The following is a 15441-nucleotide window of genomic DNA, read 5'->3' as shown; positions in this document are numbered from 1 at the left end:
GAATATTAACTGCTACTGTTAGGGTGTTAACTACATGTAACTATCTGGTTTCCAGTAAGAAAACATACATATATGTTTGCTGATAAAGTTTTTATTATTATTTTAGTTCAACTACTAACCGAGTTACTTCCCTACAGTTTCTCTTAAAGATCTTTTTTATGAGAAAATGTACTGCACTTTTCGTTTTTTGTTTTTTGATCCTGGTATCCTGCTCAAAAGAGGAGCTTAATGAAGAGCTACAGGAAACTTCCCAGGAGGATCTGAATGCTGGCAATGAGGTTGTAAGCTCTCAGGGATATTTTGGGAAAAGTGACTTTCTCACTTCAAATTTCCTGCCCACTTTTACTAATTACTTTGGAAGGGACAGAGGGACTGCTACCTATAAATCTGCATCACTGGCTTCAGAATGGGTTCACGAATATGATGATAAAGGAAACCTGCTCAGGTCTTTTTTTTATGAGTTATATCCCTACCGGCTTTTGAAAGAGATCAATTATTTAAAAGCAGAAAATGGGAAACTGAAATATGAGGTCACAAACTTTAGTTACTATGGCCTTATCTATTCAAACACCAGGGAGGAGGTTTTGTTCTATGACGACAAGTTGAATATCATCAGGTTAAATGAAAACTTATCTGTGGAGGAAACTAGTGATGAAGGCTGGATAACCAAACTTTCTTATGGGCAGGATGGGAATATCGCCTATCAGACAGGTTATGAATATGATGAACAGGGGAATGTTTTAAAGTACCTCTCCTATGACATAACGGGGACTCATTATGCCACCGTAGATTACACCTATAATCAAAATGGAGATCCGCTATCTTACCATTTTTACAATATCTATGGCGCTTATAACAAGGTTACTTATCTCTACGGGGGAAATAAAACTTTGGAAAGACAGGAAGAAGAGTATTTTAATGATGATGCTGACTTTGGTACGAGAACATTTATCTATACACCTGAAGAAAGAATCTCGACCCGAACTTCAATTAATTCAGGAGATGGTACAAAGGAGGTGGTAACTTATACCGATGACCAGATAATTGTAGAAAATTACGAAAATGATGTTCTGGTTTGCATTAATATTTATAAGATCCTGGAGTATGGCTATATCATAGAACTTTATAAAGAATATGTCGATGGCGTGTTATACAAGATCGAATATTACGATGCTGAAGGCGAATTGGATTATACGGAATACTATGATGAAAGCGGCAATTTAATAGACACTGTCTACGAGTAACTTCCGAAAAATGATGAATGAAGATCTGTTCTGCTAAAGATGGAGAGCAGAACTTTTTTGTTTCTTTTAATTTTCAATACAGAAGTTTTCATCTCTTATTAATACTGGTATAGCCGGATTTTGAGGTGTAAAATAGGTACAAGGCCATTTCCGATAACCTAAAAGAAAAGTCTATTTACTGCAAAATCTTTGGTTTTTGGTGATTTCGCCGATAATTTCGCCAATTTAATAATTTCACCAATAATTTCACCTACGGGCCCGTTTTTGACTTGAATTCCTGTATTTGAGGTGGCGTGAAAAGAAGCTCCTAGAAAAGGAAAGAGATGAAAATACATCCTTTAAGTACTAAGCTATGATAACTGTTCATCTTGGACGTTTATAAAGGAAAATTGTTGAAAACAAATTTAGAGGTAGGAATAATTAAAAAGTATCTTAATTTCTAATATGTATGCATTAGCATATAAAAAGATATTTTTCGTGGTAATTATATTTACTTACATATAAACTATTATATTTGACAATAATTATATCTCATCACATATAATGAAGAATCTTGCGCATTTTTTAAAGGAAAAGAGAAAAGAAAACAACCTTACCCAGGAGGAGTTCGCCGAAAGAGCAGGGGTGGCCTTAACCGTAGTCCGGAAGATTGAACAAGGGAAGGAAAATTTGAATTTGGAAAAGGTCAATCATGTGCTAAAAATGTTCGGGCACGTACTGGCACCCGTGGAGCAGAAAGAAATAACCTAATTTATGAGAAAGGCAGAAATTTTCTATGGCCATACTTTAGCAGGAATCTTAACGGAAACTGACGAAGGAGAGTATAAATTTCAATATGATACAACTTATATTAAAGAGAACCCTACGCAGTTTTTAACTTTCACCATGCCGGTAAGAGAAGAACCCTACGTGGACAAGCATCTTTTCCCTTTTTTTGAAGGTCTTATTCCTGAAGGATGGTTGCTTGACATAGCTTCTAAGAACTGGAAAATAAACAGGAGAGACCGCATGGGTTTACTTTTGGCCTGTTGTAAAAATTGTATAGGTGCAGTAAGTGTTCATCCAATTGCCGAGGGAAATGAAGAATAAGTGTCTTTATTGTTATCAGGAACTACAAAAGTCGGACTTCCCAGATTTCCACAGGAGTTGTGTAAAAACCTTTTTTGGTACAGAAGAACCACCTGAACTGCAATATTCACTAAGCCAGATGAGCGATCTTGCAAAGAATGTTGTAGAAAGACGTATTGCAGTTCCCGGAGTTCAGCCAAAGCTGTCGCTTTCGTTGGTGGAAGGTTCCCTAAACGAAGAACGGCAGAGGTTAACAGTAGTGGGGGCATTAGGAGGGAAGTATATTCTAAAGCCACCATCCGAGGCATTTCCTCAGATGCCTGAAAATGAACATGTGACGATGAGAATTGCCGAAGCCTTTGGGATCAATACTGTTCTCTCAAGTTTAATTCGGCTTCAGAGCGGGGAATTGTCTTATATCACAAGAAGAGTAGATCGCACTGATGCAGATAAGAAAATTCATATGCTCGACATGTTCCAAATCCTGGGAGCTACAGACAAATATAAAGGCTCTATGGAAAAAATTGGAAAAGCGGTTGGGCTATATTCGAATAATACGTTGCTGGATAAGCTCTACTTTTTTGAATTAGCTGTTTTTAGTTTCCTCACTGGAAACAATGATATGCATTTAAAGAACTTTTCGCTTATTAAGAGGGGAGACCTTTGGGCACTGTCACCTGCTTACGACCTGTTGAACGTTTCTATTGTTAACCCTGATGATAATGAAGAACTTGCTTTGACCCTGGAGGGTAAGAAAAGAAGACTTAACAGAGCGCATTTTGAAAGATTAGGTCTTGGACTCGATTTAAACGAAAAACAGATCACTGGAGTTTTCAAAAGGTTTGTCAGAAATAAGAAAGTTGCTTTTGAATGGATTAGTAACTCCTTTCTTTCAGAAGAATATCAGAAGAAATATAAGAATCTTTTAGGAGAGCGTTATACAATTCTCAATAGTTAGAATTTGAGCGTATTACTATTTCCCTTTCGAAAATAGCAAATGGGCATTCGGAATAGGATATGGAAATATCAGTCTTTTGTTTTATTCTTCTACGCCTCCATCGGCCAATCCCTATACTGCCCCTCGGCCTGTTCAATCACTTCTTTCAACAAATTATCCAGTTCAGAAAATGGTACTTTGCCGCGTAATTCTTTTTTCACTGCCAGACGAATGGCGGCACGGGCGTCTTCTTTTTTGGTCCAGTCCAACTGGAGGTTTTTCTTTACGGAGTCAACTACTTTATGCACCAGATCCTGGATGGGACCGGATTGGTTGAGAAGTTTTTCGTTGGCAGACAAGAGGTCATAGAAAGCCAGTTCGTCTTCGGTTAAACCGAGTTGCCTGGTCCTGATGTCATCCTGCTGAAATTCATTCGCGATATCCAACAAATGCTTGATGGCCGCGATAGAATCCAGCGAATTCCTGTGGTAGTTGCTCAGCACTTTTTCGAGCTCTTCCTTTAGCTTTCTGAACCGGCGGATGTTCTTGGGCTTTCGGACTCTTATCTCGTCATTGATGATCCTGCGCAGCAATTCTACTTTGATGTTCTCATCGCCTTTTTCCTTTACAATGGCCTGAAACTTATCGTCTACTATGGAAATATCGATCTTGTCGAGGTTGTACATTTTCGCCAGGTCTACAATTTCCTGCGACTCCAGGGATTTGCTTATCAGGTCTTTTATCTTTTCATTCTTTTCCCTACGCGGACCGGGTGGGAATTTGATCTTTCTGATAAGTTGCCTTATCTTCTGAATGATCGCCAGCTCTTCCTGAATTTCCCAAACACGGGGATCTGAACTTGTCATTGCCACCAGCTCTGCCAGCTTTCGCTCTTCGAGCAAAAAGGCATCGGTCACGGCATCAGATTTTAGAAGGCTGTTCACTTTAGAGTTTGACCATTTCATCCTGTCCATAGAGGACATTGCGTTGATGGTTTCCGCATCAAAATCACCTATCATATATTTCACTTTCTCAAACTGCTCCAGGCACACTTTTACCGCGGCTTCAAGATCTATAGTAGGTTTTCCTTCCCCGCCTCCGGCGGTGTATTTTTTGGTGGCTTCGGCCAGGAAGCCGGAAATGCCTATAAAATCTACTACAAGTCCGTTGGGTTTGTCGCCGAAAACCCTGTTCACCCTTGCAATCGCCTGCATCAGGTTATGGCCTTTCATTATCTTGTCCACGTACATCGTATGGGCGCAGGGGGCATCAAATCCCGTGAGCCACATATCGCGAACGATCACAATCTGCAGCGGATCCTCAGGCGTACGGAAACGCTTTTTAATAGCTTCCATCGCATCTTTGGTCCGGATGTGGGGATTCCAGGCTGGAGGGTCTTTGCTGATGTTTCCGGTCATTATCACGGCTATTTCAGGGCAGCCTTCCAGCGCGGTGAGGGCATTGTACATTTTTACGCAGTTCTTCCGGCTCATACAAACGATCATCGCTTTGCCTTCCAGGCTTTCGGTTCTGGCCTTGAAATGGGTGAGGATGTCTTTGGCAACTCTTTCCACCCGGTCTGCAGCCCCGGCGGCATCTTCTATCGCTGCCCACACGGCATTGTTCTCCTCGTCCTCATCTTCTTCCATTTCATCCAGCTCCTTGTCATATTTGGCTTTGATGTTGAGCGGGACCATTTTTGGCTCGTAATAAATGGGCACCGTGGCACCGTCTTCCACGGCCTGTTTGATATCGTAAGTGTGAATGGTGGGGCCAAATACCTGTTGGGTATCGGCATCTTTGCCATCTACGGGAGTTCCGGTGAAGCCTATAAAGGAGGCATTGGGCAGGGCGCGTCTTATGTTCTGCGCAAAGCCGCCGCTATGGAATCCATACTGGGTGCGGTGGGCTTCATCTGCCATCACAATTAGGTTGTGTCGTTCAGAAAGTACAGGGTGGGAGAGCTCTTTTCCCGAAGCCAGTTCTTTTAACCGAAATTTCTCAATGGTGGTAAAGATCACCCCACCGCCATCGGTGCTCAGCAGGGCCCGCAGCTCATCTGTCGTATCTGCGTGTTGTACGTGGCCCACCAGGTCTTTGCACAGCACAAAATTCTCATAGAGTTGCTGGTCCAGGTCATTGCGGTCTACCTGGATGAGGATGGTGGGGTTTTTCATTTCGGGCATTTGCCGAAGGATTCCGGTAAGGATGGCCATCGAAATGCTTTTGCCCGATCCCTGCGTGTGCCATATCACTCCCAGCCGACCGTCACCACTGGGTTTTATATTTTCTACCGCAGAGTCCACCGCTTTTTTGATGCCCCAGTACTGGTGGTATTTTGCGCCTTTCTTGATTATTTTACCGTTGTGGTCTTCGTGGAAAATGAAGTTTTGCAGGTAGTTTAATAAGGTTTTCTTCGGAAATAATCCCTTCAGCAAGGTTTCCAGCTGAAGTTCCTGTTGCTGCTGAAGGTCATCCCCGTGCAGACTTTTCCACGGAGCAAACCACTTCAGGGAGGAGTTGTACATCCCGTGCAGGGTCTCCAGCCCATCTGAAACTACCGTGATGGCATTGTAATCAAACAGCTGCGGAATATCCTGAAAGTAATGCCCAATTTGCCGGTGCGCGTTTTCCACGCCCACCTCGGGATCAAACATATTCTTGAATTCAAAAACGATAAGCGGAAGTCCGTTAATGAAGATGAGCAGATCTGTGCGCCGGCTGTTCTTGCCAATGATCTTTACTTCATCTGCACACACACAAAGGTATTTTTCTCAGGTTCTTTATAATTGATAGGGTAGAGGTGCCGGGCCTGTTCCTTACCCGAAGCATCTTTCCAGGTAATGGAAACTCCCTGGGTCAATTTAAGATGAAAATCGCGGTTGCGGTGATCGAGATCCATTCCTTCGTGCTGCGTAAAAGCTGAAAGGGCTTCGTTAATGGCGGTGCAAGGTACACCTGGATAAGAGCTCACTAAAAATTCCAGAAGATCCTCCTCCAAAACCACTTTTTTGAGATCCCGCTGCAGGGAATTGTCTTCTTTATAAGTGTACCCCAACTCCTGAAGGCACTCTATGGCAGCCTTTTGCACCGTGATCTCGATCATTTGTGTCATAGGACTTCAGAGTAGGTTTTTTCCACGTCTTTTACGCGGACTTCCCCGCTGATGAGTTTTGAAAGTAAAGTGTCGCGGAGTTGAGTGAGGGTTTGGTTGTAATTTGGGTTAGCACCTGTGTTTTAACGTTTATGCGTCTTTTGCATCTATTAGACGCCAATATTCCTCTTCTCCTTTAAAAATTCTGATTGCCCCTGATCTAACCATTAACTTTCTTAGCTCTTCATCATCAAAGCCTCCTAAATGTTTTTTAATAGTTGCGAAAGTTCTATCTGTAAACCTTGGGTCATTCAAAAATTTTTTAATTGTCGTTTCCGCCACGAATTCAGTTTTGTAGTTTTCCTGTAAAATTTTTAATTCTTGATTGAATCGCTGTTTTTGAAGAAAAAAGGTAATTAGGCCTCCAATAATGGCACCTAATAAAGTAAAAATTCCAGTTAAAATTGATGGATCCATATTAATAGATTTTTCGCTGTGAGTTCAGTTGCATAAATATTCCTTGAAAGGTTTTAGTTTTTGATTTGAGAGGAATGTCTCCTTTGTTTTCATATTTAAATTTTGGATGGTATCCATTTGCAGGTTTATCCTGTATAAAAAAAAGTGCGGGCTGGCGAGCAAGATTGTCCGCAGGACAATGCGCTAATAAAGCATATACTGAGATTCTATTCAAGATTTATTTTAGAATTGTTTTTAAAGTGTTGTGAGTTGTTCTTATTCTCCAGTGTCTTGTTTGACTGATATCCCGTTCACTTCAACTTTGTTTATATTCTTTTGTTGAATTTGTGATTGAAATTGATAATAATTTGTTTGGATATTAATGTAAGTTGAGTTGTTACGCTGATTTCTATACTCAGATAATTTTAAGGATTGGTTTTGAAGTTCTCTTTTCTTCCTCTCATTTCTTTCATCTTGCTTTTCTTCTAATTCTAACTCCTTTATTTTTATTTCTAAAAATTGTTCATATTTTTCTACACCGTAAGTAAGTATATAGCCAGTCATAATTACAGCTGCAGACCATTTTGGAAGTAAAATTTTTAAAGTGTCCCCATTCTCAATTCTATATCCAGGGAAGAGCCTATTCTCAAGAGAAAATTTTGTATTAACTGAATTTCCAGTGTTGATTTGTTGGATACATAGGGGAATATGAAGAAAGCGACTAAAATAATGATTTTCAGGAGAGAATGACACAAAATCATCGAAAACACCGATCTGGATGAGGTCGTTGTAGATTTCGTTTGCGGAATTAATTATTATTGAAAGTTGCTTAGCTGTTAAATAATTAAAGTCTATATAAATATTTATATTCTCGTCAATAAAGTTACTTTCGTTGGTCATTTGTTTTCGGTTTATTCTTCACCATTGTAAACAATGGTTTCGGCTATGAGCTGTTGGTTTTCAAACCTAAACTTTTCAGTTTATTACTGCCCTTTCAGCTATGTTAGTACTTTCGTTAATCAATTATTCCACAATTGTTTATAGGAGATTTTGAGGGTATGTGCATTTTAGTTTTCAAGGTTTTTATATGTAATTACATTCTCCCTGAATAGATATGCTTCGGATGAGCCTAAATCAACCATTCGGTTCAAAATCCAAACATAATCATCTATTAAGGTTTTGTCCTTCTTGATTTTAGAAATATGGTTGTAAAAAAGTCGTTTTATCATTCTTTCTGCCGCACTTGTCGTCAAAGCCCGTGAAGCAAGAGTATTTGTTTTAAATATTTTTGTTAACCAACTTATGCCGTCTGGTAGAAATTCTTTCTCTCCAACGGTTGAAAACACGTTAATCGCCGAGGAAGTATGGTTTTGACCCTTTTCAAGGTATATTTTTTTGTAGAAATCTTTTTTGCCAACCAAAACATTCCAACTATTTTCATTCGGATTACCGTGGTAATCCCATAGTAAATATCTTATGTCCAACAGAAGTTTTTTGATTAGCGGATGTTTTCCGTTGCTAGGAATTAAATCAAAAAGAGTTTCCCAAAGATTCCAAAAGTTCGCTTGTTGTCTTGCGTATTTCTTTTGTTCTATTTTCAAATTCCCATTGTCATATAACTTTAATACAAGGTAATCTAAAGTTGTGTTTACAAATTCAAGCAAGTCATTACTTCCAAACTTTTGATTTTTAGTTTGGTTTGATAATGAATCAACTAACGTTGTTAAAATAGATTTTGAAAAATTAAAATTTGAGTTCAATAACAATTTGGCAAGATATTGTTGAATAAAAAAAATCGATTCGTGATGAAATTGGCGTGATTCTCTTCTTCTATTATAAGAATAATCTTCTTTTTTAATTAAATCACTAAGAACGATTGGTAATATATGGTTTATGAAATCTGTAAAATCATTATCAGCTGTATCGTAAGGGGTAATTACCAAAGCTCTTGCCAATAAATATGCTTTGCTTTTTTCTAAATTTATTTCAGCCAGGTCTAATTTTAAATTTTTGTCAGATGAAATTCGTTGAACAAAATTTTCTTCATTTTCCTGTGCTTCCTTTAACTTTTCCTCATCTTGGTAACCGTTTAAATGTGGATGAGCTTTTTTGTAATTGGAATAGTTGATAAGCCCAAGCCAAATTCTTTTTGCCTCATCCGGAAATTGTGGAAAAAACTTCTCTCTAATGTACGTAGTGATTTTATCAATTTCGTGGTCGTGAAACGGTGCAAATAGCATATAAATCATTGTTGCTATTATTTCATTTTTATCTTCATCATTATTTGCATTTTGCATCAGCAAATGGAAAGATGATAATGCCAATTCCTTTTCCATTATATTAATGCTCTTATTAAGATTGTAATTTCTGCTAAATGTATCTTGAAGAATAGAGCTTATTGAATTTACAATGGTTTCTATACACCAACTTTTCTGTTCTTCTCCAATAGAACTTGAAAATTCACGTAATCCGAGAATAGCAAGTGTTATAGGTTTACTGAAAAAGGTATCGAAATTATTATCGTCAGAATAATACTGATAGCACTCTATCCATTTTTCACAACTAATGGGTTCTTCTTTTTTGTGAGCTTTTGAAATTATATCTGAATATGTAGCTGAGGTATTTTGCTTTTCAAAATAATCTTTTGATGAAGACAAATGTTCAACGACTTCTTGTTCGTATTTGGGCTGAACAATAAATCCTCCAAGTTTTTGATCATATGGTTGAATTTCCCAAGTTCTTGTATCAATTTCATTCAATCGCTTTTTCCACATTACATCATCTTCCTTAATATCTTCTTTAAGTTTATCAAATAGGTTGTGTAATTCTGGATTGAGTTTTCTAATATTGAATTGATAATTCACAATAAAGTCTCCTAATCCACGTGTGTATTGTTTTCTATGTATTAATTGATTTGATTCCCCCCGCTCCTTTTGTGCAAATGCAATCCGATTGTCCATAGGAGAAAGTACTGAATGTTCGTGAAGTGCCCGGCTTGAATCCCAATCATAAAATTCAGGTATAGATAATAGTGGTAACATTGCTTCTTCAACTTCTTCAGGATATGCAATTGCAACGCTTGTCAAAACCGATAATGGGGCAACATTATTGCTGTTTTTAAGAACATAATCAAACATAAATTGTATGTTCTTTTTACTTATATCTGTTTTTCGTTTTGCTGTTTCCAATAAGAACTTTTCCAAACTCATCAGCAATGATTCCAAAGCGTAATTTGTAACGCTTGAGCCTCTGTAAGCTGCCCATAATTCCCAGGCAGCATATTGTTTTACTACTGTCCCATCCTTCAATTCAATTTCTATTTGTGAGATTTTGTGTTTGTATTCACAAGTAGCGTTCACGTAAAAATCAACTGAATAATTGATAAAATCAATGATGAATTTTAACCCAATGATTGGGTGAACCCACAATAAATTGTAAAATGGTGTCTTGTAGATTCCTGAAGGAAAAAAAGAATGCTTTTCTCTAATGCCCCAACATTCTTCGTCTCGTAAACGGCTTGCTAAAAATCCTAAACCATTAGGAAAGTCTTCTTTTTTCGGTGGAATGTATTTCCAATTTTTCCAAGCTGTTTCAACAATTAATTCGGGTACTTCCTTTAATAAACGTTGATTTCCTATACCTGAAAGACAACTTTCAATTACGTTCTCGTAAAAAGTGTTCAATCTCCAAGAATCACGATTTTCGTTATTATCAAATGCTCTAAAAAGAAGTTGTATAATTTCTTCTTTTGAAATTGTAGCCAAGTCGAACAAAATTGTAATCAAGATTGAAGCTTTATCTCTGGCGTTTTCTTCTTGCCAAAACTCTTTTTCTTCCTCAACTTCTTTAAGGTAAAAAAGGACGATAGATTTTGCCGATTCTAATTCTAAACCTTCAATTTTGTGGTATTGAAAAAGTAATCGGTAATACCATTCCGTAAGAAAATTCAGTATTGATAGTTTAATTGTGTCTAATTGAACTATGTGCTTCTGAATAAAAAATATTGCTTCTTTCCAGCCCGAACCAATAGGTAAAAGAAAATTGCTATTATTGGCTTTTTGATCGCTTTCTTTGCAGCAAGTTTTTATGATATGCAAACATCTGTTGAAGAAAACAGCATTGTTCTCAAGAAGTTCTTTTTCAAAATTTAGGAAAAACGAATTACTGTTTTCGGATTTAAAAATAGCTATCAGCAATTCATCAGCCCAATATTTTTCAATCGTTGAGTCAGAAATTGTCGTCTTAATTAGCTCGCTTATAGTGCTATTGTTGTCAATTAGATAATCTTCTACCCATAGGCGAAATGCTCGTCTGATAGCGGGTTCATTCCCCAAGTTAACAAACAAATCTTTTGGTTCAGGAAAATCTTCGAAGGTTGAGGAAACATATTTTACTAAAGCCCAATCTTCTAAAATGTCGTGAGTGGGGGCATACTTTCTATTGTTGTTTTCCTGAAATACTATTTCGTCATTTTCTAAACAAACAATTGCTTCCGCATCGGATTTATCGGGTGTAGTAAAGAGTTTCATCTCTTTTGCTCTCTTAACTGCAATTTCTTGAAACGCTTTTTCTCTTTTAATTGGCAGGCCGTTTTTTGTATTTGTCGAATCTACAACCAATGAATTCCACAACTTATCTTTAAATTCAGTTATTGAAACCGTAGCATAATCTTCGTCTGTTTTACCAATTGCTAATATTGAAAAATCGAGATATTTTGGGCTTCGAAGTAATTTTTTGACTTTGTCATTTTTCAGAACACTGCTTAACTGTGGAAATTTATCAGCTACAAGTTTAAGTTCTTCTCCATTGAGACTTGGAACGTCAATTATGTCTATTTCATTTTTATTAATTCCGAATTTTAAGGTAATTAAATCAATCGCATATCTCCGGGATGAAGCAATAACCTTGATTTCAGGATGTTCTGTAAGCAATCCTATTAATTGTCTAAAAGCACATTCCGGATCTGCTTCTAATAATTTTTCCAAACTATCAATAAAAATGATTTTTTCAGGGATTAGAGAAATACAGGAGAAAATATCTTGTATCGTTTCGTTCACGCCCTGCCTTGAAAACACATTTGCAAGTGTTGATTCATTAAATTGATCAGCTCTGAAAACGAACACGCTTGAATTTTGAAAATCTTTTTCAAGAATTTCTTTGATTTTCGCGGATTTACCAACACCCGGCTTTCCTGTTACAATCGTAATTTGATTACGGCTTAATGCCTCTAAAATTTTTTCCTTTGCTTCGGTTCTCGGTAATTGAAATTGATTTCCGCCAGATCCAATTGAAGTTTTTATTGGTCGTAAAATCTCTCTGCTGTCTGATTTAAGTTTCTCAACAGTTTTTAAATATGGACTTATTTGTGTATTGTCAAAATGATTGTAGAAATCTCTGTCTTTAATGCTTTCAACTGTAACGCTCCCACCATTTGGATTAAGTGTTCCAGCGTAAGCAAAAATACTATCCCAAATTTCTTTTTCTGTAGCAGTTGAATCTTTACTTCTGCATAGCTTGATGAGATTAAGAAAATATGCTTTATCAATACTACTTTCGTTTGAAAAATCATATTCTAGAATATCAACACATTTTAAAAATTCCCATAACTCTTTATCGCTTAAGGCGATATTTCTGTTTGCTTCTTTTAGTACTTCGCGGAAAACATCTAGCCGTTTCTTTTTTCCCTTTATTCTTTGTACTTCCGAAATAAAATCGGCTTCTGTAGCGTGGGTTGTGGCCCAATTGAAAAGTGATTTTAGATGATTTCGTTCATCTTTAGTTAAACCATTTTTTACTACTATGAGTTTATCTCTTGTTTTGTCAAAAATTGAAGTATTATTATAGTCTTTCCAAAAAGCACCAATTACTTCTTTAAATTTTTCATTGTCAGCAGTAAATGAAATGTCGTGTTTTACTTGAACCAATAAGCGATGATCTCCTTTCTTGGATTTTGCAGTAGCCATAAAATCGTCAGTCTCATAGCCTCTATTAGTTATTTGCATAGCAACCTCTGCAAGTTGACCTGAATCTATAGAAGGAACATTACCACGTATGATAAGCGTTGTTATAAATGCTGTTTGAACGAGTTGCTCAAAGTTTGTCCCACCACCTCCTTTTTGAAAAACGCTTCCTTTGTCTGACATATTTAATTAGTTCTTTTTTCTCTTTAGGCGATTATAATTTGATAATCAAAGTATTTTTTCAGCATTACCCACAGCGTCTCGTACAAAACAATGCGAGCTGATTTTGATTGTCCGCAGGACAATCAGGCGCAGCAATAGAGCACGGAGCTTCGATCAGGGACTAATTTAAGCATTGTGTTTAGCAGTGGTAGCTGCTGTTATAATAATTTATCTCTTTTTGCTTTTCTACCAAATTCCTTTATAGAATTAAATAGGAAATACTCTTCTTGTTTTGTCAGAGTTCCTTTTTGCTCATAGAGCTGTACAAAGTGTCTAATTAACTGCATAGCTTTATCATTTCCATTTGAAGCTGATTCTAAATCGAGAATTTGCTTTAAAGCATCCATTTTTAATTCTAATGAAGTATTATCTAAAAAATCATTTTTGAGTTTTAAGAAATCTTCAATAGCTTTTTTATCCCCTATAAGGAATCTCGAACTATCTCTCAAAATTGAATGATTTAAAGACGCCACACTGCCATTTGGAATTTTCCTTCGATAAATTACATCCGAGTTCATCGAATTATCGTGGAAAATTCGGAGTAAAAACTTTTTATTTATAGGAACAGTAAATTCTTTAGATCTTAATAAGGGATTTATTTCGTTTGATAAGGTATCCTCTGCTATTAATGGATTATCGCTCGTAATAAATTCGGAATCATCTCTAATATTACTTATTTCAAGCACTGCATTTCTGTGAAAATCTACAATTGCTCTTGTTCCAACTAAATGTTCTTCTTTAAAAAAATTCTTCATTTTTGAATGAACACTACCTATAATTTCATCCAGAGTAAATTCTCTAAAACCAAAATCCTCATTTAAATAGGTCAATCCTTTTTTATTCTCAGATTTTTGAATTTTATAAAGTTGGTTTATTTTATTTGTGTGATAAATAAGGGTTTCTCTTAGATGTTTAGGGTTTCTAAGATATAATTGAAAAACTCCAATTAAAATTGTTTCCTTTTGACTTTTAGAAATATGCGAAACATAATTATTAATTAAAATTTCATATGCTTTAAGGTATAATGGTTCTATCCAATTAGCATACTCTTTTTCAATAAATAGAATATCATTGGAAATTTTTGAATTTTCGGAGAGAGTGTATAAATGTTTTTCAGCACAAATATTTTTTGTATTTGCACTGAAAAATTTTCGTTTCTTTATATCATAAACATCAACAACATATTCATTTCCACTTTTTTTTGCAAAATGTTTGAGATAAACTTTTGGTACGAAATGTTGTCTCATAATTGTAGATAGAAATGCGCTAATTTTTATTCTTTAATTCTTTTATTGTTTATTTGCACTGGCCCTTACTTCTGTACTCATTTTTCCGATTGGTCATCAATTATATTTTAAAATATTTCCTCAAAATCAGCTTTAATCTTCTCTCTTAATTCTTCCCCTTTTTCAAACTGCATTAATAATTGGGTCTTGAGACCCTCCATTTTTTCTTCAAAAGGTACGTTGGGACCGAAGCGGAGGAAGACGACGGAAATTTGTCATCGAGCAAAGAATTCCCCAGTTTGATATCAAAAGAAAGGTACCGAAACATCAGGTTCATCAGGCACAAACGCAAGGTTTGTGCGGTCATTTCCTGCCCGTAGATCGCGATGTCTTTTTTGTTTCCGCCGTGTTCCTTGATAAACTTCAAACTCTGCACAAACATCCCGCCACTACCACAAGCCGGATCAAAGATGCGGCCTTTGTAAGGCTCCAGCAATTCCACCAGCAGCCTTACAATACTTCCGGGCGTAAAGAACTGCCCCGCACCCGATCCTTCTGCCATTGCAAAGCGGCCAATGTAATATTCATAGATACGGCCCAAGATATCGCTTTCGGGATTTTCCTTTTCAGAAAATTTAGGGTGGGAAAGCAGGTTAATGATTCCGCCGGTTTGTTTGGGAGATAGTTCACTTCGTACAAAGATCCGCGGCAAAATATTCACCAGCTGGGGGTTATACCCCGTTAATAGTTCCTGGATCACATCAAAGGCATCATCGATCTTCACCTTGATATCATCCTGCTCGGCATTGTCCTTCAAATACTGCCAGGAAGCGGTTTCGGGAATTTTAAACGTATTTCGGGAGCGGTATTCATCCCGGTCTTCCAGGACGTAATTGATCTCCTCCTTATCTGTAGTGTAATAATCAGATTTGGGATCATTCAGCTGCTCCTTCAGTTCCTCGCGCACCACCTCATAGCGTTCGCTAAGGTGCTTTACGAAAACAAGGGGAAGGATGTAGTTTTTATAGTTATTCTCAGATACCGCGCCGCGCAATTCGTTCGCCGCATCCCAGAGTTCTTTTTCAAAATCAATGTCTGCTTTTGCCATTAAATAGGGGTTAATTTAGAAATAGAGAGACCGGTAAAATTAAATATGTGGACTCACTTATTTATTAATCCGGTAGGGAAGGATTAGGGAGTCCAATTTAAAGAAAAAAAGGCAAAAGTTAAGGAA

Annotated in this window: 11 protein-coding genes; 4 read left to right on the top strand and 7 right to left on the bottom strand. The window is 37.0% G+C overall.

All coding sequences use genetic code 11. The annotated features are described in order from the left end of the window. Positions 1–158 precede the first annotated feature (158 nt). The 4 genes from VR862_RS10770 (at position 159) to VR862_RS10755 (ending at position 3270) form a co-directional block, all read left to right on the top strand. Positions 159–1244 carry a hypothetical protein gene (locus tag VR862_RS10770; RefSeq protein WP_324720975.1) on the top strand — a complete coding sequence of 362 codons (1086 nt, stop codon included), beginning with the start codon at positions 159–161 and terminating at the stop codon, positions 1242–1244. A gap of 543 nt (positions 1245–1787) precedes the next feature. Beyond that, positions 1788–1994 (top strand): helix-turn-helix domain-containing protein, encoded by a 207-nt coding sequence (locus VR862_RS10765; protein WP_324720974.1) that lies wholly within the window; start codon positions 1788–1790, stop codon positions 1992–1994. A 3-nt stretch (positions 1995–1997) separates the two neighbouring features. Beyond that, the gene (locus VR862_RS10760; RefSeq protein ID WP_324720973.1) at positions 1998–2333 is read left to right on the top strand and encodes a HipA N-terminal domain-containing protein; all 336 of its coding nucleotides are present in this window, start codon (positions 1998–2000) and stop codon (positions 2331–2333) included. Beyond that, positions 2323–3270, top strand: coding sequence for a HipA domain-containing protein (locus tag VR862_RS10755; RefSeq protein ID WP_324720972.1), 948 nt, complete (start codon positions 2323–2325; stop codon positions 3268–3270). Before VR862_RS10760 ends, VR862_RS10755 begins: the two co-directional genes overlap by 11 nt. Positions 3271–3359: 89 nt before the next feature. On the opposite strand, the gene VR862_RS10750 is transcribed toward VR862_RS10755, so the two are convergent. From VR862_RS10750 to VR862_RS10720, 7 genes are all read right to left on the bottom strand, one after another. Continuing rightward, on the bottom strand, positions 3360–6008 hold the full coding sequence (locus tag VR862_RS10750; protein ID WP_324720971.1) for a type I restriction endonuclease subunit R: 2649 nt from the start codon (positions 6006–6008) through the stop codon (positions 3360–3362). Next, positions 5990–6364, bottom strand: a complete 375-nt coding sequence (locus tag VR862_RS10745) for a type I restriction endonuclease (protein ID WP_324720970.1) — start codon at positions 6362–6364, stop codon at positions 5990–5992. Before VR862_RS10745 ends, VR862_RS10750 begins: the two co-directional genes overlap by 19 nt. Positions 6365–6493: 129 nt before the next feature. Next, positions 6494–6820 carry a hypothetical protein gene (locus VR862_RS10740; RefSeq protein WP_324720969.1) on the bottom strand — a complete coding sequence of 109 codons (327 nt, stop codon included), beginning with the start codon at positions 6818–6820 and terminating at the stop codon, positions 6494–6496. Positions 6821–7075: 255 nt separating this feature from the next. After that, positions 7076–7699: a hypothetical protein gene (locus tag VR862_RS10735; protein ID WP_324720968.1), complete on the bottom strand. Its 624-nt coding sequence runs from the start codon at positions 7697–7699 to the stop codon at positions 7076–7078. A gap of 167 nt (positions 7700–7866) precedes the next feature. After that, positions 7867–12942, bottom strand: a complete 5076-nt coding sequence (locus tag VR862_RS10730; RefSeq protein ID WP_324720967.1) for a hypothetical protein — start codon at positions 12940–12942, stop codon at positions 7867–7869. A 197-nt stretch (positions 12943–13139) separates the two neighbouring features. Beyond that, positions 13140–14228 (bottom strand): DUF4238 domain-containing protein, encoded by a 1089-nt coding sequence (locus tag VR862_RS10725; protein ID WP_324720966.1) that lies wholly within the window; start codon positions 14226–14228, stop codon positions 13140–13142. Positions 14229–14400: 172 nt separating this feature from the next. Then, on the bottom strand, positions 14401–15315 hold the full coding sequence (locus VR862_RS10720) for a class I SAM-dependent DNA methyltransferase (RefSeq protein ID WP_324720965.1): 915 nt from the start codon (positions 15313–15315) through the stop codon (positions 14401–14403). Positions 15316–15441: the final 126 nt, after the last annotated feature.

This window comes from Salinimicrobium aquimaris (assembly GCF_035607535.1).
Classification (GTDB): Bacteria; Bacteroidota; Bacteroidia; order Flavobacteriales; family Flavobacteriaceae; genus Salinimicrobium.
This window is presented reverse-complemented; position numbering and strand designations above follow the sequence as displayed.